Consider the following 25112-nt stretch of genomic DNA (forward strand, 5'->3'; position numbering starts at 1 on the left):
GAAGCAATTATTCATTCGTGTCTACAGGCAGGCTAAAGTAAAAAGTTGAACCTTTACCTATTTCACTTTCCACCCATATTTTACCATTATGGCGATGTACAATTTCAGCACTTAAATATAATCCTATACCGAAACCTGAAATGCTTTTGTTATCTTCAACTCTGTAATACCGTTCAAATAGTTTTTCCATCTCGGTTGATTTTATACCAATCCCATAATCCTTAACGCTTACTATTGCTATATCGCTTGCTTTGAAACAGCGAGTTTCAATAGCAGTTTTACCGGGAGAATATTTAACTGCGTTAATTAATATGTTAGAAATTACATTAATTATTTTTTCCTGGTCCGCAAAAACAACCACCTCGTCACCTGGTACATATTCAAACTGATGATCGGGCCCCATCATGCTAATTTCTTCCATTACCGTTGCAAGTAACTTATCCAATCTAAAATGCTGCTTGTTTAAATGTATTTTGCCCGATTCTAAGTGAGATATTGTTAGAAAACCATTAATCATTCTATTCATACGCTTCATTTGCCCGTATGCTTTATCAAGCAGGCTGATTATTATTTTATCCGCACCCTTAAATTCTTTTTGTAAGATTTGTATGTATGCACTTAATGATGTTAGAGGTGTTTTTAATTCATGGCTCACCATTCCTATAAAATCATTTTTTCGTTGTTCATCATATTTTTGTTCGGTAATATCCTGTATTACACCAGTAATAAAATCAGGCTTTCTGTTATCATCATAATGTATGTTGCCAATGCATCTTACCCAAACTATTTTATCCTCATGTAATTTGTTTATTTGATACTCTACGTTAAATCGGGCGCATTGGTGTATAGAGGTTTCAATAGCATTAAGAACCATCTGCCTATGATCTGGGTGGATCTGTGCTAAAACCTCATTGTATGTCATTTTTTTATCCCTATCAAAGCCAAAAATTTCTATTGTACGGGCCGAACTTCTAAACTCTCTTGTTTCTGTATGAATATACCAGGTGCCCATCTGCGCAGATTCTATAGCAGAGTGCATTAATGCTTCACTATAAGCCAATTCTTTTGTTCTGCTTAAAACACGTTCCTCCAATTTTAAGTTGGCATTAAGCAGTTCGTTTTGCAGAAACACTAATTCCCTGTTTAAGGCAATTAATGTTTCATTAATATTTGTTAATTCTTCATTTTCTATCAATGCTACCTCATCTGCCGGTGGACCCTTTTTTGTAGAATTGGCTTCTCTAAGTGAAATATTTTCAAATTTATTGGTCAGCTTTATTTTATCAGTATTATCATAAATAGTAATTACAAGGTATTTAGGCTGATCATCATTTTCTGCAATAGGAATAACTTCTAATTGCCATATTCTAATTGCCGTTTGACTGGTGTTAGCAGATGAAACACTGTAGTTGAAAGGAGCCGAGTGTACGGTTTGGTTAGTCCTGACAGCCCTGTATAGGGCATCCATTATTACTTTACCACTTTCGTCACTGGTTTTGTCAAAATTAAAAGCGTTCAGTAAAGCAAAACCAACAACATCTATTTTGGGGATATAGGAAGTAGTTTTAAAAGTATCATTATAAGCGATAATTGTAAAATTTGGCGCATCTGTTTTAAGTATTATACGTGGGATTGATGAATTGAATAACGCCAGGAATAACGGAGTGTTTAGCGAATTCATTAAGCTAAAAAATTAATAACGTTTAATCATATATCGTCTAAGTTAAAATTTGTTTTAAAGTGAAGCGTAACAAAATTGGGTCAATAACTTATGAAAAATGTGTGAAAGATTTACATATTCCTTACAATATGTACCGAAGCTTTTAAAATCATTTATATAAAGGTTAATTTAATAGGTATTAATAGATAGTATATTAATAAAGGTATACCCCTACAACATAATCTGCCTGGTTTAGAAACGGAAATACGAATATGTGATAGCCACATAATTATATTAATAGTGCTTTGTTATGTATTATTTATTAAAGTAAGCTTACTATGAAGATAGCCGTTATTGGCGCGGGCCCTGCTGGTTTAACTATTGCGCACCAGCTTACCAATAAAAACATTAAGGTTGATATTTATGAAACCGCCCCTGAAGTGGGAGGTTTTGCAAAGTCAATTGAGCTGTGGGGAAGAAAAATAGAAATAGGCCCGCATTTTTTTAATGTAAGTAAAATCAGATCAGTAGAAAAGCTGGTTATGGGTATACTTAAAGATAAATTTAGTATCTATAAACGCCAGACATTTATTCTTACCAACAATAAAATATTTTCATATCCACCATCGCCTTTCAATATAATAAAGCAACTTTCTATCTTGGGTACTGTAAAGGTTATCTGGGGCTTTATAAAGCAATCCTTTATTACTAAACAACCTGATGGTACAGCAGAAACATTTATAAAAATATATTTGGGTGATTATTTATACGCGTTCTTTTTTGAAAGTTTTTGTAAAAAATTATGGGGACTGGCAGGAAACCAGGTTTCTGATGTTTTTGCAAAATCATTGATCAGTTTCAATCAAGGTTACTCGCCTCATAAAATAATTTTAAACAAGCTAAGTAATTTTAGGAACGGGGCGTATGATGAAACATATATTCATCCAAATGGTGGCTTATCGGCGCTTTGGAATGCAATGAAAGTTGAAACTGAATTACAAGGAGGGCGGTTTTTTTTATCGGCCGATATTGCTTCAATAAATTGTTCATTGACTGAACCTGATAAAATAGAGCAACTTGTATTGGCTGATGGCAGTTTTGAAACATATGACTACGTTATATCAACCATCCCTATTGACAGGTTTTTAAAATATTTAAAAGCAAATACCCAAAATGAGAGTGCTAATCTCCAAAGTACTATCAAATATCGTAATGATAGATTGCTTTATCTAAAAGTAAGTTATGAAGCTCCTGTGGCTGCCCAATGCTTTTATATCTACTCGAAAGAGATCAGTATAACCAGAGTTACAAATTTTGATGCTTTTGAAGAATTCGCGCAGAGTGAATTCTCTATACTATTGATTGAGTTTTGGTGCGATAAGAATGATGAAGTATGGAATGCACCATTAAATGCCCTGCTTGAAATAACTGCAAAAGAGCTTGATAAAACTAATCTTTTTAAGAATTTGAAAATACTTGATGTAAAAGAAAAGAAAGTAGAGAATGCTTTCCAGATACCAGATCTCAATTTTATAAAAAACAGGAACACCCTGTTTGAAAAACTTTCTGCATATGATAATTTATATGTTACCGGCAGAAATGCCGCTGTGAACTTTAACTACGGAATGGAAAATGCAATAATGGATGGTATTACTCTTGCCGGCGATTTGTCAAAAATGGTCCAAAAAAATAGTAAAATGGAAATGATATGAATATTTTGACAATTGATTTAGAAGAGTGGTTCCATGCGGTTTTTGAAACAGATCCTGCCGGTTGGAACGATAAAAAAGTGAGAATATATCATAACACTGAATTCCTTTTAAAAACCTTAAAGGAGCATAATTTAAAGGCTACCTTTTTTGTGGTTGGCTGGATAGCAAGGCAACACCCGGATCTGATAAAAAGGATCCACCAGGAAGGGTTTGAGATAGGTTCACATTCAGACAATCACAGAACTGCTTATATGTTTACTAAGGCTGAATTTAAAGATGATGTAAAGCGATCTATTGAATCATTGGAAATGCTAACCGGCGAAAAAGTAAAACTTTTTAGGGCCCCTTATTTTTCCATAACAAATTCGACAGGAGATTATTTGGAAACTTTACTTGAAAATGGTATTGAGATAGACAGTTCTATTTGCTGTGGTGTAACTAAATATGGTGGTTTTAAGGATTTTAAAACAGGGAATCCCTGTCTTATCAATTTCGGAAATTCATATTTAAAGGAATATCCAATGAGTACTTATCAGTTTTTTAACCGTCACCTTATTTTTTCCGGCGGCGGGTATTTCAGGTTGTTACCATTATTCATTATTAAAATGCTCTTAAAAAAGCTTCCTTATAACATGACTTATTTTCATCCGCATGATTTTGACGAAGCTCCTCCGGCCATGGATATTTCATTTAAAGATAATATAAGAAGAACAATAGGAACAAAAGCGGCGCAAAACAAATTTAAGAGAATGCTTTCATCGGTGAATTTTATAGACATAGCCGCATCCAACCAAATAACAAACTGGAGTAAAGTGCCCGTAGTTAATTTATAAAAAAGTGGAAAAGGAATTTAAAACGGCAATTGTGCATGATCTTTTACTGACAGTAGGAGGGGCAGAAAAAACGCTGGAATGTATTTATCAACTTTTCCCTTCACCTATTTATACATTGATCTTAAACCGCGATGCAATTAAAAATTCAATTATAAACAAGGCGGATATCACCACATCATTTATTCAAAAATTACCATGGAGCACAAAGAAGCATAGGCATTACTTGCCTTTTTATCCGATAGCTATTGAACAGTTTGACTTAAGCAATTATAACGTAATATTTTCTTCTTCGTTTGTTGTTGCTAAAGGCCTGCTTTCTAATACCGAACAATTACACATTTGTTATTTACACAATCCCATAAGGCCAGCATGGGAACTATATCATCAATTTTTATCACAAGCAAAAAATGGGAAGGGATTAAAAGGGCTGATCACAAAAATAATATTCCATTATTTAAGGCAATGGGATTTACTATCTGCCAACAGGGTAGATCATTTTATTGCCAATTCTCAATATACTGCAAAAAGAATAAAAAAGCTTTACAGAAGAGAATCTAAAGTAATATACCCACCTGTAAACATTGATTTGTTTGATTTAGATGAGGTGAAAGAAAATTACTACGTCACTGCATCACGTTTGGTTTATCATAAAAGAATTGATTTAATAGTGCAGGCCTTTGCCGCAATGGCCGATAAAAAGCTTTACGTGTTAGGCGATGGCCCTGAGTTAGCTAAACTAAAAGCTACTGCAACATCAAATGTAGAATTTCTGGGCTATCAGCCAGGGAATAGTTTAGTGCACTATTTGCAAAAAGCTAAAGCCTTTGTATTTGCTGCACAAGAGGATTTTGGCATTGCACCAATTGAAGCTATGGCATGCGGTACCCCGGTACTTGCATTGGGTAAAGGCGGGGCGTTAGAAACAATTATACAAGATAAAACAGGTGTTTTCTTTTACGAGCAAACAGCCCAAAGCATTTGTAAATGTGTGAAAGAATTTGAATCAAAAAGTTACCTGTTTGATGCTTTAGCAATAAGGCGCCATGCCGAAAAATTTAGTAAGCAACGCTTTGACAAAGAGTTTAAAGAATTTGCCGATCAAAAAATAGCAAATTTTTATACAACCAATACAAATAATGAAAAAGTGGAATATATAACAGTCAGTTAAAATTATGAAAAACATTGTTCAACGAGCCCGGAAGCGCATAATTCACAATCAAGCTGAATTTGGTACAAAAATATTAGGATTGCCTGCGGTAACAAAGCTATTAGATGAAACAAGCGAATGGGATTTGAGCGATGTAGATTTGAATTTATTGCTGAGCAAAAACAATGGAATAACCTATGATACAACTGTTTTTAATGAAACCTTTAATAAAACCATATTAATTACCGGCGCTGCGGGGTCTGTTGGTTCAGAAATAGTAAGGCAGATTTTAATGTATGATCCGGGTAAGGTTATTTTATGCGACCAAGCCGAATCACAGTTGCATACAATGCAAATTGAACTGGAAAATAGTAATCCGGGTGCTGATACAACATTCGTTATTTGTAACATCCAAAATGAAAATAGGATGAGGCAAATTTTTAAAGATACAATGCCGGATATGGTTTTTCATGCAGCAGCTTACAAACATGTACCCATGATGGAGCATAACCCTACAGAAGCTGTTTTAGCAAATGTTTTAGGGACCAAGGTACTTGCTGATTTATCAGTTGAGTTTAATGTTTCAAAATTCATAATGCTTTCTACTGATAAGGCAATATACCCCACCAATGTTATGGGTGCATCCAAAAGGATTGCGGAGTTATACATTCAGTCAATGCACATGAAAGGTTGTCATACTAAATTTATAATAACAAGGTTTGGTAATGTGCTGGGTTCAAGTGGTTCTGCAGTTTCATTATTTAAATATCAAATAAACTGTGGTGGCCCTGTTACAGTAACACACCCTTTAATAACCCGTTATTTCATGACCATAAGTGAAGCCGTTGAGTTAGTTATAAAAGCTGGCGCAATAGGTAATGGCGGGGAGATATTTATATCTGACATGGGCGAACCCGTTAAGATACTTGATCTGGCACATAAAATGATTGAATTAGTCGGCCTGATACCTGATAAGGATATCAAGATTATTTTTACAGGCCTAAGGCCGGGCGAAAAACTTTACGAAGAATTGGTGCATGGTAACGAGATTAATATTCCTACCCAGGATCCAAAAATTAAAATATCTACCGGAGGTAATTGTTATAAGGAAAATATAGATAAGCTTATTGCAGAATTGTTGAATTCAGTATATGGCAGCAACCTGGAAATTGTTAAAAAGATGAAAGCGATAGTGCCGGAATATATTAGCCAAAATTCGATTTACGAAACTTTGGATCCCATTACGGAGAAGGTAGTTGTATAATTAAGCATCTTATAAGCCGACAAGTTATAAGGAAGTGTTAGTCTTCATATATAAAGATTTACCTTCCAGTTTAATTCGCATTGAAACAAATAAACCTGTAGCTACAAGCATAAATAATACAGTATTATATAAATTATAATCATTACCTGTTAAATTATAATTGTAAATAATAAACATATTAATCATTAACTGGGCTAATCCAAAAACTATTGCAACCGATATGTGGTGCCACTTTAATCCATTTGCTAAAAATTGGTAGAAATGTTTTCTGTGGGGTTGAAAAACATTTTCGCCTTTTATCCATCTAAATACAAAGGAGCTACCAGCATCAAGACAATAAATCAGCAAAAAATTGATAAAAAATAAATTTTGAGTCTGCCATATCAATTTTAGCAAACAAAAACACACTGTAAATGCAATGCTGATACTACCCACATCACCGGCAAAGCACCTGGCTTTTATACGAAAATTAAAATACTTAAAAACAAGAAGGCCAATACTAACTGTAATGAGTAAATTTTCGTCAATAAAATGGACTTTAAAATGGTTTATATAATAAAAGGTGAAAAATTGTACTAAGCTATATGCAACGGTAATTCCATTAATCCCATCCATAAAGTTATAAGCATTTATAAATATGATTGTAGTAATTAAGATAAATACTATAATCAGGAACTGGTTTGAATATAGATCAAATTCCATAAACATTAGAAACACAGCCAGTAACTGGATCAGAAGCCTGATTTTTATCGATGCTTCTTTAATGTCATCCATAAAACTAATAAATGCTACCATGATAAGGCCGCATATAAAAAATGGGTATTGAAATTGTGATGTCAAAAAAAAAGCAAAACAAGCAATTGGAAATATTATACCACCTCCCGTTATTGTAACTTGATTATGAGAGCCTCTTTGGCTGGGTATAGCATTTATTTTAAAATGATTTGCTAAGCGCAGGTAGACCAATTCTAATAGAAAGAAAATTATTAAAAAAGAGACATAAAGAGTAATTTTTCCCATCTAATAAAATTTTGCTGGTGTTTGACTATTTTCAAAGTAGATCAGCCAATAATTGGGGTTTATTATAGCTAACTTAATGTTATTACAAGTTAAGTTTATATAAGAAAGGGGCAAAGGATACATCCCTGATTGTAACCAAAATGTATAAAATTGTGAAACAGTATTATTCTATCAGTATTAAATACGTGATGGGAGATATTGGTTAGATGCCACCAATTTATTAAGGGGTATTTTAGAAAATATTTTCTTCAGTGAATATTTAATTAGCCATGCTTATAAATAAAAATAAGCCCTTTTTAGGGGGCTTATTTTTAACTATTAACTAACGGTTTATAACTAACTGTATCAAATATAAGGATGATACTTAAATTTCTGGTACACAATTAATTACACACTTTTTCTCACTTTGTGAGAAAGTAGCTGCAATATTTTATTCCGATCAATAAATGCAGTTATAACTATTTTCTCATTTAAATACAGTTTTAGAAAGTTTCATAATATAGATAATAATAGATATTCTCTCAAGAGGTGTGAAATTGTGAGCATTTTTATACGTAGTTGGCCCAATAATGTTTTTATGTAAAATATTAAAGATCATCACGTTAGATTTGGGTATATAATAAACCAACAACCAAATTACAATAGAAATAATGATCACACACAACAGACAACTATTAGAATAATTTCAGAAACTATTGAAAAGCAACCTAAAGATTTTTCAATAGTTAAAATCCTGTATTATCACAACCTTAAACTGAATGGCAATATAAAGTTTTGCTATGCGCTAAGTTTATTAAAAAGGGACTTGCCATTATGGGTTGTTAACAGCCTATTGAAAGTAGGCAAAGCGCTATAATCCAAAAAGAAACAAAATATTAATAAGATATAATCATTTGTATATGAAAAATTTTAGCATAAAGAATTTTACATTGGGTTACCTTTTAACAGTGCTGATAATTAGTATTGCTTTGTCAATAATTATAGCAACCTCTGTTAATTTACAGGTTGATGAGTTAGGTGCTTTGTTAAATATCTATTTACCTGTTTTAGTAGGTTTATTAACGCTTGCCGTATTTTTAGTGATAGTTTTATTTAACAATAAATTTAATATACGCATAACAGCCCTGATCATATGTGTGTGTTTTAACCTGTTAACAGCTATTAGTTTAAAATTGAATTTTTATAATTTCTTAACCAATTTATCAATTAACAAAACAGAAAGTAACCCCTATAAACTTTCATTTAAATTTTCATCATATGCATCACCTGCTGTTTCTCCGGGTAATATAACCATTCAAAACATGGATGGCTTCCCATCAAATACACACTTGGTGTTTTCGTTAATTTATTTGCCATACAAAAATGGTGCAAGCCCTAAAAATAAAGCACTCGCCCATAATCATGATCGTGTAACTGTTCGTATTAAAAATCAAAATGCCTATAATTATGTAATTAGTAAAGCGTCTTTTTCTAATAAAGGCTTATGGGAAATAACCCGTATAAATAATATAAATACTGATAGCTTATCATTTCCTTTAAGTATTCCCCCTGGTGGCTCTGCAGATATAACTATTGCCTTTACTGCAAATGCAATTAATCAAAGAATAACACCTTCGCTTTGGAAGGCCTTACTTAAATTACAATATCATTTAGTGCGTTTTGGCAGGACTATTAACTATCAGGTACCGGTAGGAAGTACATGTTTAAATTTAAATGGTACATTAACTTTGGAAACCAACGATAAAACTAAACCCGTAAAGACAATTTATTTAAGAAGCATATGGCAGTATAGAGCTGAAAGTGATTGGGAACCAGAGCTTCAAAGGGTCTTGAACGTTTTAAACTTTAAAACAAAAGTAGGGTTTAAGAATTTTGATAACGGCTTACGCGGAGACAACATTACTGAATTATCTGATGAAATACCGGCAGATTATTTTGAAATAGCAAATAAAGCAATCCCTGTAAAGGTTATAAAAATAGCGTCATATCATGGCTGCTGTACCATAGAAGATACTGATACAATTGGTTATTATTACAAAGGTCAAAAAAATGTAAATCCTCTTCAGTACACAGATGATCATAGTGGTCAAATGTTGTTACCAGCCCCATCTGATGCACTAAATAATTATGCTTCATTTACACCAACACGTTCATTTGCATTAAAGATAGGGGCATTAGATACAGACAGGAATAAGAATTATGAAAAAAAGATAGGGATAAGGGTTTGGAAAGCCATAAATGAATATGGAGTTGTAATTGATAACGCTTATATATTAGGAAGCGATTATTTAGGCAAAGGCGGCACAAATTATGATTACCAGGACAATGTTTACTATGTTGAAAACGTAAGACCAATCTCTCAAAAGGTTAATTAACTCTACCAGGCTGATTATTAATTAGTATACAAGTCCTTCGTTACTAGTTCATTTATAATGCTTATCCAGGCTGATTATGAGAAAAACATACACACAATTTCACCAATTACTTTACGTATTGAGTTGTTCTGTTGTATGTGAAGAATTAAATATTTTACTTAGAGAACTTCATGTAATTAAGCGTTAAATGAATTAGTAAAGTTAATTAGGGGAGCCTCCAAACTGCGAGAGTAAGGAGGCTTTATTATACAATCTATAATTGCTTTATTGCTTCCTGATCGGTACTTCTGTAAAAAATTAATTTTTATAGTCTCCATTTAAAACAACAGATTAACTTTGCGGAAGATTCTTGAGTTTGTAAAGAACTAAACGATTTAGCTATTAATACTTTAAAGCAAGATATTTACAATAAATATGCGTAACTAAAGTTTAAAGAATATCGTATACAGGAATTCCCTAATACTTTAATATGAAACGGATATCGATTGCTTTTAATGCGTTTTGGTTTATTATTACCAATAATGAATTAAGTTTAAAAATTAAAAGCAGAAACAAAGAACTGAACTTTGAAAATGGTTGCTTTGCTAAAACAACTGAATTTTTAAATGACCTCCATGAAATGGGTAATGTACCCAATTTAATTTTAGACCAGTATAAAGAAGTATTATCAGATTATACTGTAAAAAAGTAAGTTAATCTGATTGGTTATAGTTTAATAATATACACATAACAATTACAATTACCCTTTCCTCAAACCTGGGTTTTTACTTCATTTATATAAACTAAGATCTTCCCATTCTTAAATCGCGAATAGCACTTCACAATAGTACAGTTCATTAATTAAGGGTTATAACTCCTTTCTGGGTAATGTTGTAGAATAAACCTTAAGTCCGGCCGGCTTTTAAGTAATTTCCCAAATAAGCTTATCACATAATTTACACAACTTAACGTATGTTAAATTGAGGGCAACTTTTCTATTTAACTTTATTCAATAATCACAAATAGATATGAACTAAGAACAGGGGATATTTAAAGCTATTTGTGAGTTGAATTTTATGAATAAATATAAAACCCATTTTTTAGGCCTTTTACTATTGTTTACTTCTCTGTTCCTATTCCAAAACTGCAAAAAGAGTGACGATATTAAGCCAGAACCTACAATTAATAAGGGCGAAGATTTTACAGTTGGGATTGAAAATATCCTGAGCGAAACCAGTTCCGATTTTACTACAATTACGTGGGGTAATGCAAAGTCTCAACCCGTTGCAACTCATGAGGTCAACGGCGAAGTAGTAAATAACAAGCTTTATATTTTTGGAGGCCATGATTTTAATAAAAGACCTACATATTGGACTACTACCAAGCGTGCATATGTTTATGACCCCGCATTTAATTCATGGTCTGCCATTGCAGATCTTCCCCACTTACCCAACGGGCCAGACTTTGGTGGTGTTGCAAATGAAGGGCTCACCAATGACGGTACCTCTATTTACTTTGCAGGCGGCTATATATCTAATGCAACTGGCACCGGCCAGGTATTCGGAACCAAACAGGTTTGGAAGTATAATATTGAGTTAAACAGTTATTCGCGCCTGCCTGATCTGCCCAGATCATTAGGGGTTGGCCAACTAAAGTATTTAAATGGAAAATTGCATTTTATGGGAGGGGCTGATCTGTCCCGTAATGATGTAAGTGCGCACTATGCATTAGATCTTAATAATTTAGCAGCCGGATGGAAAACATTAGCCTCATTAATAAATCCGGTTAACCAGGCAGGGGCAGTGGTATTTGAAAACAAAATATATAACATGGGTGGGTCCCATAATCATGATAACTCGGCTGTAGTTCAAAAAACGCTGGAGGTTTATGATGAAACTACAAATACATGGAAACGATTAGCTGATATGAAAGTTGGTCGTGATCATATTTCATCTTCTGTAATTGTAAAAGGAAACAGGATTCTTGTATTGGGTGGCGAAAGTGCTCACAATGTTTTCACAAAGTTGGTATCTGCATATTCGCCGGCAACTAACACATGGGCAGAACTTAATTCCCTTCCTGTAACCAGGTCTGGAGGAGCCGCAGCTGTTATAAACGATAACATTTATTATGCGGGGGGTAATTTCTCAAATACTAATTACAAAGGTGTTGCAGTAGTTAACAATAACACAATTACATTATCTCCTCTGGAAGATGCATTTGTTCGCAATGGAAGCTTTGCCTTAACTAATTACGGAAGTGATACAGCGCTGATTGTTAAAGGATCTGCAGTTAGCAATTATACACGTTTTTCTTTTGTAAAATTTTCTCTGAGTACCATCACTAATTTAACTTCGGCAAAATTGCGGATATACGGATCTAACATAGATAATTCTCAAAATATTAACCTTTCATGTTTCGGGGTAACTAATAACACCTGGGCAGAAGGAAGCATTACTTTTAACAATGCGCCAACAACGCTTACGCCGGTGTTAAGTTCGGCAGCTATTAATAATCAGGCTAAGTATATTGAATTTGATGTGACAAACTTCGCGAAAACACAATTTGCCGGAGACAAAGTAGCAAGTCTGCTTATTAAAGATCCGGCCAACGGGAATAGTACTTTGCAGTTAAATAGTAAAGAGGCTTCAAAGAATAAGCCTCAATTGGTTATACAATGAATGATTAATTATTTTAGCAAGGTGATCTGCTTCTTATCTTAATAATACTGCCCCAACGGTATTCCCTTTATGCTCAATAAATCTTTTTTACACTACGCAATTATTCAAAATTAATGTGTGATATAAGCGTATCGCAACTTTTTTTATAAAACTTTAAAAGCATGTTTAAATCATTTAAAGTGCTGTTTATTAAAAAAATTGTTTGCGATATAAGCGTATAGGTGTCTTTTAATTATTTAATTATCAGTTGTTTATGAAACTTTATTATTGATTGTAACGTAAAAATTACTTTAACCAATTATACCGGCATCCTGCCTTTTATTGAAAAATACATAAATGCGATTAAAGCCTGTTGGCTATTTCTTGCATCGTGATTTTAAATAGCAGTTATAGCAGAAACGGATTTTAGCATGGAATAAAGCTTACGAATCAAACCAATAACTAAATAACCGACACAATTATGAAAATTAATTACACTTTTAAGCTGCTCGCGATGGTCATTGTTACCTTCGCCATGTTCGTTTATGCATGTAAGAAAGACTCTGGTTCACAGGGTGTAGTAACTACAGGAACCCCCGAAACTGTAGCGCGTGCGGCTACATCTCCCGTTACAGCATGGCTCACCACTGCTAACAAATCCAGCCTGTTAGCACAAAGCTCATTAAACTTTGCCGCGGACGCCGGTACAAACGCTACCACAATTACGGTTGACGAAAATGTTACCTACCAGGGCATTGATGGCTTTGGCTTTACTTTAACAGGTGGCAGCGCAAGCTTACTGAATGGCCTTGGTGGTAATCAGGCAAGTGTGCTAAATGAATTGTTTGGAACCGGAAGCGGACAAATAGGTATTAGCTACCTGCGCATCAGTATTGGTGCATCCGACCTAAGTTCTTCAGATTTCACCTATAATCAAACCGCTGGTGATGTTAATATGAACAATTTTAGCCTCGCGCAAGAGAATACAGATCTTCTTCCTATCCTAAAAAAGATCCTCGCTATTAATCCAAATATAAAAATACTGGGTAGCCCATGGACAGCGCCAACCTGGATGAAGGTAAACACCACCGGCAACAATGGTTACACTGGTGGTAGTTTAAATACCGCTTATTATGATGCTTATGCACGTTATTTTGTAAAATACATACAAGCTATGCAGGCACAGGGAATCACCATTGACGCTATTACACCCCAAAACGAACCTTTAAACCCATACAATAATCCAAGTATGGTAATGCAGGCAAACGAGCAGGTAAATTTTATTAATAACAATTTGGGGCCACAGTTAAGGGCGGCCGGTTTAAATACCAAGATCATCGCCTATGACCATAATGCCGATGTGCCAAGCTATGCCACAACTGTTGTTGGTAATGCAAGCCAGTATGTTGATGGTTCCGCGTTCCACTTGTATGCAGGCAATATCAACGCTTTAACGGATGTGCATAATGCTTATCCAAACAAAAATGTTTATTTCACTGAGCAATGGGTAGGTGCGCCAAGCAACTTTGCAGGCGATCTGGCATGGCACATTAATACACTGATAATTGGCGCGAGCCGTAATTGGAGCCGTAATGTGCTGGAATGGAACCTGGCGGCAGATCCTAATAATAACCCGCATACCAACGGAGGCTGCAGCACTTGTTTAGGCGGCATAACCGTAAGCGGAACATCAATTACGCGTAATGTAGGCTATTACATAATTGGTCATGCTTCAAAAGTTGTTCGCCCGGGTGCTGTACGCATCAGCTCAAATATTGCAGGTACTATCCAAAATGTAGCATTCAAAAACAGTGATGGATCAAAGGTAGTTATCGCATCAAATAGCGGCGGCAGCACAGTTAGCTTCAAGCTGAAATGGGGTGGAGAGTCATTTACCTACAGCCTGGCGGCAGGAGCGGTAGTGACCTTTAAATGGACGGGTACACCATCCACAGGAGGCGGTACAGGCGCACCTATTGGCACTACCATCACATTAAAAGGATTTAATAACCAATACGTAAATAGTCAAAATGGTACACAGGCTATGACCTGTAATAGTGCTGTAGCACAGGCATGGGAGCAATTTACGGTTGTTGATGCAGGTGGTGGTAAAATAGCCTTGCGTAGCATGAACAAATATGTATCGTCTGAAAATGGCACACAGGCCATTACCTGTAACCGGGCAACAATTGGCGATTGGGAAAAGTTCGACTGGGTGCCAACTGCAGATGGTAAGGTTACCATTAGAGGGAATAACGCCAAATTTATATCCAGCGAAAATGGCACACAAGCTATGACCTGTACCCGCGCGACAGCCTCGGGCTGGGAAGCATTTGGGGTAAACCAATAATTCGCTATCGTATCCAAATCAATGATATAAAACCAATCACTAAACTTTAAATTATGAAAAAGCAATTGTTAAACTTTCTGAAAGGCACAGGCATGGTGCTGCTGTTAGGTATGATGGCTGTTTCCTGTAAAAAGGATGTAAATCAACCGGCCGCAACAGCACCCTTTGATGCAACACAGACCACTACTCCCAGGGCATTAACGCTGATTTGGTCTGATGAATTCAATGGCACAAGTGTTGATGGCAGCAAGTGGAATATAGACGTTGGCAACCCAAATGTAAATAATGAAAAAGAGTATTATGCCGTGGCAAATGCAGCCGTAACAGGCGGTAATTTGGTAATAACGGCTAAAAATCAAAGTATGGGCGGGCAGCCATATACATCTGCCAAGTTAACCACAGCCGGTAAGTTTACCCTAAAATACGGGCGTATTGAAGCTCGTATCAAGCTTCCGGCTTTTCAGGGAAGCTGGCCTGCATTCTGGATGCTGGGGAGCAACATAGGAACAGTTAACTGGCCTCAATGCGGCGAAATTGATATTATGGAGCAAACCAATACCAGTAATGTAACGCTGGGTACCATGCATTGGAACAATAATGGCCACGTATATTATGGCAACAGCACACCTGTTAATGTTACCGACTATCACTTATATGCCGTGGAATGGGATGCCAATAGTATAAGGTGGTATGTAGATGGCACCCTGTTTAACACAGGTAATATTGCAAATAATATTAATAGTACCGAAGAGTTTCATTTACCATTCTTCTTGATATTGAACCTTGCCGTTGGTGGCGATTTGCCTGGTAATAACATTAATAACGGCGCTTTGCCAGCTAATATGTATGTAGATTATGTAAAGGTTTACAACATCACATCCGGCGGTACACCGGCGCCAATTGGCCAAACAGTTACACTTAAGGGAATAAACAACAAATATGTAAATGGCCAGAACGGAACACAAGCCATGACTTGCAATAGTACCCTGGCACAGGCATGGGAACAATTTACTGTAGTTGATGCTGGTAATGGCAAAGTAGCCTTACGCAGTATGAACAAATATGTATCATCAGAGAACGGCATACAAGCTATTACCTGTAATCGTGCAACTATTGGCGATTGGGAGAAATTTGACTGGGTGCCAACTGCAGATGGCAAAGTTACCTTTAGAGGTAATAACGGTAAGTTTATATCCAGCGAGAACGGAACGCAGGCCATGACCTGTACCCGCGCGACAGCCTCGGGTTGGGAAGCATTTGGTGTAAACCAATAATAAATTCTTAAATTTCAGCCTGCCTTGCCAAAGGCAGGCTGTTTTACTTCCCTGAATGAGAAAACCAACCAGTGTTTGCTGCCTTATCCTGTTAAGTGTTCATTCGCTTTTTGCTCAATCTATACCCAAAAAACTGCGGCTAAGTTTGCAAACAGGTTATGAAATGCAAGACCTTGGTTGGTCTATAGCCGGCAATATTGCCGGAGGAAACCCTAATATTTATTCTGAGCTGAAATGGAAAAAGGTTGGAGGGGGGTATGTGAGCGCTGCCTTACAATGGAATGTTTGGAATAAGATCTTATTGACAGCCGATTATTCAAGGAGCTTTATCAGATCAGGTACGGTATCAGATAATGACTATAGCGGTGATAATCGCACAAATCCGGTCTATAATGAGATATTTGATGCCGACAAGGGTTATACTCAGGTTTGGTCTGCGGGTGCGGGATACGTCTTAATTAGTGGCAACAATTTCAGCCTGATACCATATGTAGGATATGGCATCAGCAGGCAATCATTACATTTATTAGATCAGACAGGGAATTTACCAGATTTGAACAGCACTTATGAAACTGATTGGAAAGGCCCGTTTGTACGAGCGAATGCAATACTTCTATTAACAGATAAATTCAAGCTAATTGCAAATTTTACCTATAACCAGGTAAACTATAATGCAAAAGCCAACTGGAACCTTATACAAACTTTTCAGCACCCGGTAAGCTACCGGCATAACGCCAAAGGTTTTGGTATTGATGGCCTTGCTGCCCTTTCTTATGATCTTACCTCAAATCTCACTATACAAGCAGGCGGAGGTTATTTTACCTGGCAAACAGGCAAAGGGGTAGATGAACTGTTCCTATCATCCGGCGGTTCAGATAAAACACAATTGAACGGCGTAGACAGAAAAGGGTATAAGCTGTTCGGTGGATTAGTATTAAGCTATTAATTCAAATAATTACTCATAAATCACCTTTTTCAGATACCATCCATCCGCATCAATTACAGGTAATGTTTTGCTGGCTACAGTTATACCCTGTGGAGTAACTACAACGTGTTGTACACCTGCATCCGTAGTAATATCCAATGGTAAGTTCATGTTTATATTTTGCAGCTTTATGAGGTACTTATCATTTGGCCTTGCTTTAACGTTTACTTCTAATTTATTGGTAGTGCGCAGGTAAAGGTCAAATAAAGGTTTTAACGACTGGCCATATGCTTTGCTAAAATACTGCTCCACATCGTCGGTTACTGATAGATTGCTGTAGGTATGCATCGGGTCGGTTGCAAAGCCTTTAAGGGCAGGGAAAAAGGTGCTATCGCCTATAACGTATTGCAGCGTGTGCATAAAATAACCGCCTTTGGTATAAATGTCATTATTGTATGCTGATGCTTCGTCAATATCTTTACCCAACACAAGCGGTTGTTTGTTTTGAATATTGTATGCCGATTTTTTTATACGGTTAATATAGGCTTGTTTACCTTCAAAATCCAGCGTAATCAATGCATCGGCATAAGTATCAATTCCTTCATGTATCCAGTAATCGGCCCAATCTTTAGCGGTGATCTTATTGCCCCACCACTCATGGCCAAATTCATGTGTCATCAACCAATCAAAATCTTGCCCGCCAAGTTTAGTGTACCTGAATTTGTTTCCATAGGCGTTCATGCTCTGGTGCTCCATACCCAGGTGTGGTGTTTCTACAATACCTATCTTTTCTTTTGCCCAGGGATACTCACCAAAATATTTTTCTTTTGATTGGGTGACTTTAACCAGCATATCCAGCAAATGAGGGGCCTTATCGGCATGCTCATTTAATACATAAAACTGCACCGGAACAGTGTTGCCCGCAACCGACTTGTAGGTACGGCTTACCATTTTATAATCGCCCACATTAAATAAAATGCTGTAATTATTAATGCTGTAGCTGGTTTTCCAATGATAGGTGGCTGTGTTTCCTTTTTTACTTACGCCTTTTAATAATCCCGGCCCTGCAACAACCAGGTCTTTAGGTACGGTAATGATAAGATCAGCCCCTTCGTTTGGTTCATCAGACGGACTATCTTTTGAAGGAAAATATATTTTACCACCAGTTTGTTCTGCAGTTATGGCCAGCCATGGGTGCCCGGTTGAATCTTGTGTCCAGGTAAATCCATCATCCCAGGGCGGTCTTTTGGCAATGCGTGGTTTGCCACCGTACAGCACTTTTATACTTGCTTTCCCGGCAGGCAGTTCTTTATTCAGGTTGATGGTTATCAGGTCATTTTGATGTTTAAATGGTTGCTTAGTGCCATTTACAGAAACTTCACTCACATTCAAAGAATCAAGCAGATCTAACAGCAATACCTTTGCAGGCTTTTCCATTATTACATCAACAACGGTTGAACCATCAATTGATTTCTGATCGAAATTGACATTTAGCGCGATGGTGTAATGCCTTACATCCATAATAGCTTGCTCGGGCTTTAGCTTACCACCAGAGGTTTGGGCCGAGGCCTGCGCCAAGCCAGATATTAGGAATAGCGTTATTAATTTCGTCCGAATCATATTTTATTAGCTAATGAAAATTTTATGGGCATCGCATATTGTACCCTAACAAGTTGACCATGTTGATTGCCCGGTTTCCATTTTGGCGATAGTTTTATTATTCTTATCGCTTCTGCGTCAGTATCTACAGACAGGCTTCTTACAACTCTAATATCTGTTAGCGTCCCATCTGTTTCTACTACAAAAGTTATGATAACTCTTCCTTCTGTCTTCTTTTTTCTTGCTTCAACAGGGTATTTTAGGTTGTCATCGATAAATTTTAACAAATTGGCCTGGCCTCCCGGAAATTCGGGTGCAACTTCCATCGGGCCAAATGTAGTATCTGTTTTTGCCGTTATATTAGTTGTCTGAGCAGACGCTGAAAAAAACAAAGTGCTGATAATAAATGTAAGAGCGCTTCGCGTTAAAAATCCGTTCATTTTATAATACAGTTAGTATTCCCTAACTAATAACCCATCTGCAAAATCGCGCAGGTATTGTTTACTTTCTTCAGGCAAATTTATCTGTTCAAGAGCTTCAAAGGCTTTCTCGGCATATGCCTGCATTTCGCTCTCAGCATATTGGCGTACGTTTACCTTGTTATATATTTCTGTAACCGCGGCCACTTTCCCGGCAGTATCAAATTGTTTATAAGAAAGCCATTTGTTCAGCTCAACGGCTTGTTCACCTTTAACCAGTTCCAGTGCTTTAATTAGCAGATAGGTTTTTTTGTTGGAGATAATATCTCCGCCAACCTGTTTGCCAAATTTCTCTGGGTTGCCGTAAACATCCAATATATCATCTTGTAGTTGAAAGGCTATGCCTAATTGCTCGCCAAAAGTGCTCAACAGGTCAGCATCTTTTTGGTCGGCTTCGCCAATTAGCGCGCCTATTTTAAGCGCGCCACCTAACACTACAGCCGTTTTAAGGCGGATCATGCTTATGTACTCGTTAATGCTGATGTTGTTACTGGTCTCAAAGGTCATATCCAGTTGCTGGCCCTCACAAACACCAACCGCTGTAGCATTGAAAATATCAAGCACCTGCCTCAGAATATTATCACGTACCTGCATCATCAGTTTGTAACCCTCTATCAGCATTACATCGCCGGATAGGATGGCCACATTCTGGTTCCACTTTTCGTGTACAGTGACCCGGCCACGACGGATAGGTGCATTATCCATAATATCATCATGCATCAGCGTAAAATTATGGAACACCTCAATAGCTAAAGCAGGAGGAAGGGCAGCCTCCACATCTCCGCCAAACAGGTCACAGGCCATTAACAATAGGGCGGGGCGCATACGTTTGCCGCCTAAAGCTAAAATATAGCTGATAGGCTCGTACAGCTCGGCAGGATAAGCAGGGTATTTTAATTCAGATATAGAATTTGCAATCAGCGATTGCAGGTCTTCCAATTTTCTCATGTCGTGCGTTGAGCTGATTGAATCAGGCTATTTTATTGGGTTTCGTAGTTAAAATCCACACATAACCCAACCAGGTTCAATCAACTTATTATAACTAAATCAACTATTTACTAATGAAAAATCAATCTGTTTCTTAGTCAGATCAACATTTTTCACACGGATACTTACCTCATCCCCCAATTGGTAGGTCTTCTTTTTACGCTGACCGATGATGGCATAGTTTTTCTCGTCTAAAGTATAAAAATCGTCACTAATATCACGCAGGCGTATCATTCCTTCGCATTTATTTTCAATTATTTCTACATACATACCCCATTCCGTAACACCCGAAATTATGCCGGTAAATATATTACCAACTTGATCTTTAAGGTATTCGGCCTGTTTGTATTTAACAGATGAACGCTCGGCATCCGCCGCCTTTTTTTCCATTGCAGAACTGTGCTTGCACAATTCTTCGTAATGATCTGCATTGGCGCTTTGGCCGCCGTTTAAATAATGGAACAACAATCTGTGCACCATCACATCAGGATAACGGCGAATAGGTGATGTAAAGTGTGTGTAATGATCAAACGCCAAACCATAATGGCTTGATGTTTTTGTAGTATAAATAGCTTTGGCCATTGACCTGATAGCCAGTTGAGTAAGTACGTTTTGCTCTTTTTTACCTTCTACATCCTCCATTAAAAAATTGAGGGATTTAGCCGTCTCCTTGTCAGATTTAGTATTGATCTTATAACCAAATCTTGCAGCAAACTGGGCGAAATTGGCTAATGCATCGGGCTTAGGAGAGTCGTGTGCACGGTAAACAAAGGTGTATTTATGTTTGCCCTTACCCATTTTGCTTACATGCTCGGCAACTTTACGGTTGGCCAGCAGCATAAAGTCTTCAATGAGCTTGTGGGCATCCTTACGCTCTTTTACGTATACCCCGGTAGGCTTGCCGCTTTCATCAAGCTTAAATTTAATCTCAGTAGTTTCAAAGCTGATTGCACCGGCTTTAAATTTACGGTCGCGTAATTTGTAAGCTAAAGCATTTAGCTTTAATATTTCTTCGGGATAATCGCCGGTTTGCGTTTCTATTACATCCTGTACTTCTTCGTAAGTAAACCGCCTGTCTGAGTGAATAACAGTTTTTCCGAACCATTCTGTAAGGATATTGGCATTCTCATCCAGCTCAAAAACAGCCGCAAAGCATAGCTTATCTTCTTTTGGGCGTAAGGAACATAATCCGTTTGACAACCTTTCTGGCAGCATAGGTATAACCCTGTCTACCAAATAAACAGATGTGCCACGCTCGTAAGCTTCTTTATCTAAAGCAGAGTCGGGGATGATATAATGCGCCACATCGGCTATATGAACACCAATCTCGTGATTCCCATTCTCCAGCTTTTTGTAGGAGATGGCATCATCAAAATCCTTGGCATCAAATGGGTCTATTGTAAAAGTGAGGATGTCCCTAAAATCGCGGCGTTTGGCAATCTCATCTGCAGGTATATCAACCGGGATTTCATTGGCCTCGTGCTCTACTTCAGCAGGGAAGGAGAGTGGGAAACCATACTCGGCCAATATGGCGTTCATTTCGGTGTCATTCTCGCCCTGCACACCCAATACGTGTTTAATACGCCCTATAGGGTTTTTTGCCCCGGCTGGCCAGTCTGTAATTTCGGCAACTGCTTTTATACCATTCTTGGCGCCATTAAGATCGCTGATGGGGATAAAAATATCATGCATCATTTTGCGATCATCGGGAATGAAAAAAGCAAAACGTTCAGAAAGTTTTACAATTCCTGTAAACTCCATTTTGTTACGCTGCAATATTTCAATCACTTCGCCTTCCTGGCGTTTACCTTTACTTATGGCATACACGTAAACCCTTACACGGTCGCCATTTAGGGCATTACGCAGTTTACGCGGAGCAACAAATATATCGGTCTCTGACGGGTCGTCTGTAACAATAAATGCCGATCCATCGTTTGTGAGGTCTACTTTTCCTTCTACAAAGGTCTTTAATTCAAGTAATTGGAATTTTCCGGGCGATACTTCCTTCAGCACACCTTTAAAGGCTTCATCTTTTAAAACATCAAGGATAACGCCGCGTGCATCAGGGTCGCGTATGTTTAATTTGGCAGAAACTTGTTTATGATTTAATGGCGTATTGCCGTTTTGTTCAAATATATCAAGCACCATTTGCGTGAGCACCTGGTTTATTGAGGACTTATGTTTATTCTTTTTAGACATTTAAATCTGTTTGTCGCTAAGATACGGGAAAGATTTGTAGGGAGGATTAATGATTTTTAAACAATGATTATTATATAACTATTAAACCCGACCGGTACAAGTCAAGCGCGTTTTGTATGATATCCTCAATAACGCTAACCGGAAGGTCCTTGTTTGCATCAAGAAGCATTATCTTCATCCTTGACCGTTTTTCGATAATCAGATCGGGATGTTCAAATCTTTTACCCTCTACTATACCAATGTAAGGCTGACGAAGCTTTTTATGCACCCACAAATAGCAGAATATTTTGCCTTTATAACAAAAGAAGGGCATTTTATACTTCCACTCTGCGGTTATGCTTAGATCCTGTTTTAAGATGATTTTTCTTAATGCAAGTAAACAACCTTGTGTTGGTTCGGGTTGTTGCAGGTAAAAGTTATCAAGCTCGGTTGGCATTACACTATGGTTATACAATCATCCGCAATTAAACTCTCCCCACGGTAACGCCTTAACAATTGCGCCGTAGCTATAACATCTTTCTGGCAATAGGTACAAATGCGCGGCAAGTCGTCTTCTACCCAATAAACATATCCAACCTGGCTACCGTCAATATCATCTTTTGAGGTTGGGATATCAAATATGGCGGTAAGCAAGCTTAATGAGGTGTAGTTTTTATAATCGCCAAATTTCCACAGTTCCATAGTATCCAGATGAGGGATCTCCCAGGGTTTTTTACCGGTGATCTGTAAATGCGGCGGAAACTGCACACCATTAATGAGCATACGCCGGCATATGTACGGAAAATCAAACTCCTTGCCATTATGCGCGCATAATATCAGGCTCAATGGCTGCCCGCTTAACATTTTGCTAAAGTCTTCCAGTAATTCCTTTTCATCGTGGCCGGCAAATGATTTTACACGCAGCCCCGCTCTTTTTCCATTCAAAAATATGCCAACCGAGATACAAACTATCTTACCAAACTCGGCCCAAATACCCGCGCGTTCATAGAAGTCTTCAGCTGTTATTTCGCCCCGGTTGTTCCGGATCTTGTGCGCCCAAAGCTCCTGCATGTGCTCTGGCACCTGGTCATGGCTGCTGTATTGCGGTACAGTCTCAATATCCAGCACCATTAAATTACTTAGGTCATATTGTTCAAGCATAGCCGGTGTACAGGTTTAATTCAAATCTAAAATTTATATTATTTAATTTTAGCCGCATTTGAAATTCACGATGAAAATAGATAAATTATCAATAATTATTCCGGCCTATAACGAAGCAAGCACCATTTTTCTGATATTGAATAACATAAAGGCAGTAGAGTTAATTGATAATATAAAAAAAGAGATCATTATTGTGGATGACTGCTCTACCGACAATACCCAACTCACTATTGCCGCTTATCACTCCGAAAACCCCGAACTGGATATCCGCTACTTCAAGCACGAAGTGAACAGGGGTAAAGGGGCTGCTTTAAAAACCGGCATATCACAAGCAACTGGTGAATATTTGATTGTACAGGATGCGGATCTTGAATATGACCCAACCGAATATAATGATCTGCTTAAACCTGTCTACAACGGTTTTGCCGATGTGGTTTATGGTTCCAGGTTTATGGGCAGCAACCCGCATCGCGTATTGTTTTTTTGGCATACAATAGGCAATCGCTGGTTAACTTTTGCGTGCAATATGGTAAGTAATTTAAACCTTACCGATATGGAAACCTGCTATAAATTATTTGATACCAAGATGATTCAAAGTATAAACCTGCAGGAACAACGTTTCGGTTTTGAACCTGAAGTGACTATAAAGATAGCCCGTGTACCTAAAATTCGTATATACGAAGTAGGGATCTCTTACTATGGCCGTACGTATGATGATGGTAAAAAAATAGGCTGGAAGGATGGTGTACACGCTATTTACTGTATCTTAAAATATGGGGTGTTCTCCAGATGAAGAACGTGTTCAAATTTAAACAGTTTAATGTAGACCAAACCAACTGCGCCATGAAGATAAATACCGATGGTGTGCTGCTTGGTGCCTTGACAGAGGCTAATGACCCGCAAAGTATTTTAGATATTGGCACAGGTACAGGTGTCATTGCCCTTATGCTTGCCCAACGTTTTACCAGCGCTAAAATTGATGCGGTTGAGATAGATGAAGACGCGGCAGAAACTGCCCGTGAAAACTTTAATAACTCACCGTTTATTTACCGGATAATAGCTTATACAACAGGCTTTGAGAGCTTTTTTGAACAGTATCCTCATAAAAAGTTTGATCTTATTGTTTCTAATCCGCCGTTCTTCTTAAATTCGTTGGAGTCGCCTGGTATTAAAAAGAACCTTGCCCGGCATACAGATGAAGGTTTTTACAAAAAGCTGATAACAGCTGTTGCTGAGCATTTGACAGAGACCGGTACCTGCCAGTTAATATTACCCGTACCTACGGCTAATTTGGTTAAGGGCCTGTTGCCGGAATGCCAGCTTCATTTACAAAAGCAAATAAGCATCTGTTCGTTTCCTGATGATGCGCCTCACCGGGAAATACTGATCATTGGAAATACACAAACGGGTATAATTAAAAAAACATTTGTTATTTATGATCATCCAAAAGTATATTCTGTAGCATATCAAAACACGTTAAAAGAGTTTTTTACCATATTCTAATCTGAA

Annotated in this window: 20 protein-coding genes; 12 read left to right on the forward strand and 8 right to left on the reverse strand. The window is 37.3% G+C overall.

Annotated elements, in window-relative coordinates:
* Window positions 1-7: 7 nt before the first annotated feature.
* Complete coding sequence (locus tag WC743_RS17670) at window positions 8-1468, reverse strand: sensor histidine kinase (RefSeq protein ID WP_373014021.1); 1461 nt, start codon at window positions 1466-1468, stop codon at window positions 8-10.
* Between the two features lie 530 nt (window positions 1469-1998).
* Here WC743_RS17670 and WC743_RS17675 point away from each other — a divergent pair.
* From WC743_RS17675 to WC743_RS17690, 4 genes are read left to right on the forward strand one after another with little or no spacing between them, the layout of a single operon-like run.
* Window positions 1999-3372, forward strand: coding sequence for an FAD-dependent oxidoreductase (locus WC743_RS17675; RefSeq protein WP_373014023.1), 1374 nt, complete (start codon window positions 1999-2001; stop codon window positions 3370-3372).
* On the forward strand, window positions 3369-4205 hold the full coding sequence (locus WC743_RS17680; protein ID WP_373014025.1) for a polysaccharide deacetylase family protein: 837 nt from the start codon (window positions 3369-3371) through the stop codon (window positions 4203-4205). Before WC743_RS17675 ends, WC743_RS17680 begins: the two co-directional genes overlap by 4 nt.
* Window positions 4206-4209: 4 nt before the next feature.
* On the forward strand, window positions 4210-5373 hold the full coding sequence (locus tag WC743_RS17685; protein ID WP_373014026.1) for a glycosyltransferase: 1164 nt from the start codon (window positions 4210-4212) through the stop codon (window positions 5371-5373).
* Window positions 5374-5377: 4 nt separating this feature from the next.
* Complete coding sequence (locus WC743_RS17690) at window positions 5378-6616, forward strand: UDP-N-acetylglucosamine 4,6-dehydratase family protein (RefSeq protein ID WP_373014028.1); 1239 nt, start codon at window positions 5378-5380, stop codon at window positions 6614-6616.
* Window positions 6617-6640: 24 nt separating this feature from the next.
* On the opposite strand, the gene WC743_RS17695 is transcribed toward WC743_RS17690, so the two are convergent.
* A complete protein-coding gene (locus WC743_RS17695; protein WP_373014030.1) occupies window positions 6641-7636 on the reverse strand; it encodes a UDP-GlcNAc--UDP-phosphate GlcNAc-1-phosphate transferase in 996 nt (331 codons plus the stop codon).
* A 929-nt stretch (window positions 7637-8565) separates the two neighbouring features.
* On the opposite strand from WC743_RS17695, the gene WC743_RS17700 reads away from it, so the two are divergent.
* From WC743_RS17700 to WC743_RS17725, 6 genes are all read left to right on the forward strand, one after another.
* Window positions 8566-10011, forward strand: coding sequence for a hypothetical protein (locus WC743_RS17700; RefSeq protein ID WP_373014032.1), 1446 nt, complete (start codon window positions 8566-8568; stop codon window positions 10009-10011).
* 469 nt (window positions 10012-10480) lie between these two features.
* Window positions 10481-10702 carry a hypothetical protein gene (locus WC743_RS17705; protein WP_373014034.1) on the forward strand — a complete coding sequence of 74 codons (222 nt, stop codon included), beginning with the start codon at window positions 10481-10483 and terminating at the stop codon, window positions 10700-10702.
* A gap of 364 nt (window positions 10703-11066) precedes the next feature.
* Window positions 11067-12671, forward strand: coding sequence for a DNRLRE domain-containing protein (locus WC743_RS17710; protein WP_373014035.1), 1605 nt, complete (start codon window positions 11067-11069; stop codon window positions 12669-12671).
* A 460-nt stretch (window positions 12672-13131) separates the two neighbouring features.
* Complete coding sequence (locus tag WC743_RS17715; protein WP_373014037.1) at window positions 13132-15000, forward strand: glycoside hydrolase family 30 beta sandwich domain-containing protein; 1869 nt, start codon at window positions 13132-13134, stop codon at window positions 14998-15000.
* Window positions 15001-15053: 53 nt separating this feature from the next.
* The gene (locus WC743_RS17720) at window positions 15054-16274 is read left to right on the forward strand and encodes a family 16 glycosylhydrolase (RefSeq protein ID WP_373014039.1); all 1221 of its coding nucleotides are present in this window, start codon (window positions 15054-15056) and stop codon (window positions 16272-16274) included.
* A gap of 55 nt (window positions 16275-16329) precedes the next feature.
* The gene (locus WC743_RS17725) at window positions 16330-17220 is read left to right on the forward strand and encodes a hypothetical protein (protein ID WP_373014041.1); all 891 of its coding nucleotides are present in this window, start codon (window positions 16330-16332) and stop codon (window positions 17218-17220) included.
* Window positions 17221-17229: 9 nt separating this feature from the next.
* On the opposite strand, the gene WC743_RS17730 is transcribed toward WC743_RS17725, so the two are convergent.
* The 6 genes from WC743_RS17730 to WC743_RS17755 form a co-directional block, all read right to left on the reverse strand.
* Window positions 17230-18819: a M1 family metallopeptidase gene (locus WC743_RS17730; protein WP_373014043.1), complete on the reverse strand. Its 1590-nt coding sequence runs from the start codon at window positions 18817-18819 to the stop codon at window positions 17230-17232.
* Entirely contained in the window at window positions 18816-19238 is a 423-nt protein-coding gene (locus WC743_RS17735) for an energy transducer TonB (RefSeq protein ID WP_373014045.1), read from the reverse strand. The genes WC743_RS17730 and WC743_RS17735 overlap by 4 nt, the downstream gene beginning before the upstream one ends.
* Before the next feature lie 12 nt (window positions 19239-19250).
* Window positions 19251-20225: a polyprenyl synthetase family protein gene (locus WC743_RS17740; RefSeq protein WP_373014047.1), complete on the reverse strand. Its 975-nt coding sequence runs from the start codon at window positions 20223-20225 to the stop codon at window positions 19251-19253.
* Window positions 20226-20324: 99 nt separating this feature from the next.
* Entirely contained in the window at window positions 20325-22463 is a 2139-nt protein-coding gene (gene rnr / locus WC743_RS17745; protein ID WP_373014048.1) for a ribonuclease R, read from the reverse strand.
* Between the two features lie 70 nt (window positions 22464-22533).
* Complete coding sequence (locus tag WC743_RS17750) at window positions 22534-22899, reverse strand: DUF1801 domain-containing protein (RefSeq protein WP_373014050.1); 366 nt, start codon at window positions 22897-22899, stop codon at window positions 22534-22536.
* Window positions 22899-23603 carry a 3'-5' exonuclease gene (locus WC743_RS17755; RefSeq protein WP_373014051.1) on the reverse strand — a complete coding sequence of 235 codons (705 nt, stop codon included), beginning with the start codon at window positions 23601-23603 and terminating at the stop codon, window positions 22899-22901. Before WC743_RS17755 ends, WC743_RS17750 begins: the two co-directional genes overlap by 1 nt.
* A gap of 70 nt (window positions 23604-23673) precedes the next feature.
* Here WC743_RS17755 and WC743_RS17760 point away from each other — a divergent pair, with 70 nt between their 5' ends.
* Both WC743_RS17760 and WC743_RS17765 read left to right on the forward strand, forming a co-directional pair.
* Window positions 23674-24396, forward strand: coding sequence for a glycosyltransferase family 2 protein (locus WC743_RS17760; RefSeq protein WP_373014053.1), 723 nt, complete (start codon window positions 23674-23676; stop codon window positions 24394-24396).
* Window positions 24393-25106: a tRNA1(Val) (adenine(37)-N6)-methyltransferase gene (locus WC743_RS17765; protein ID WP_373014055.1), complete on the forward strand. Its 714-nt coding sequence runs from the start codon at window positions 24393-24395 to the stop codon at window positions 25104-25106. The genes WC743_RS17760 and WC743_RS17765 overlap by 4 nt, the downstream gene beginning before the upstream one ends.
* Window positions 25107-25112 lie beyond the last annotated feature (6 nt).

The organism is Mucilaginibacter sp. (genome assembly GCF_041660805.1).
Classification (GTDB): domain Bacteria; phylum Bacteroidota; class Bacteroidia; order Sphingobacteriales; family Sphingobacteriaceae; genus Mucilaginibacter.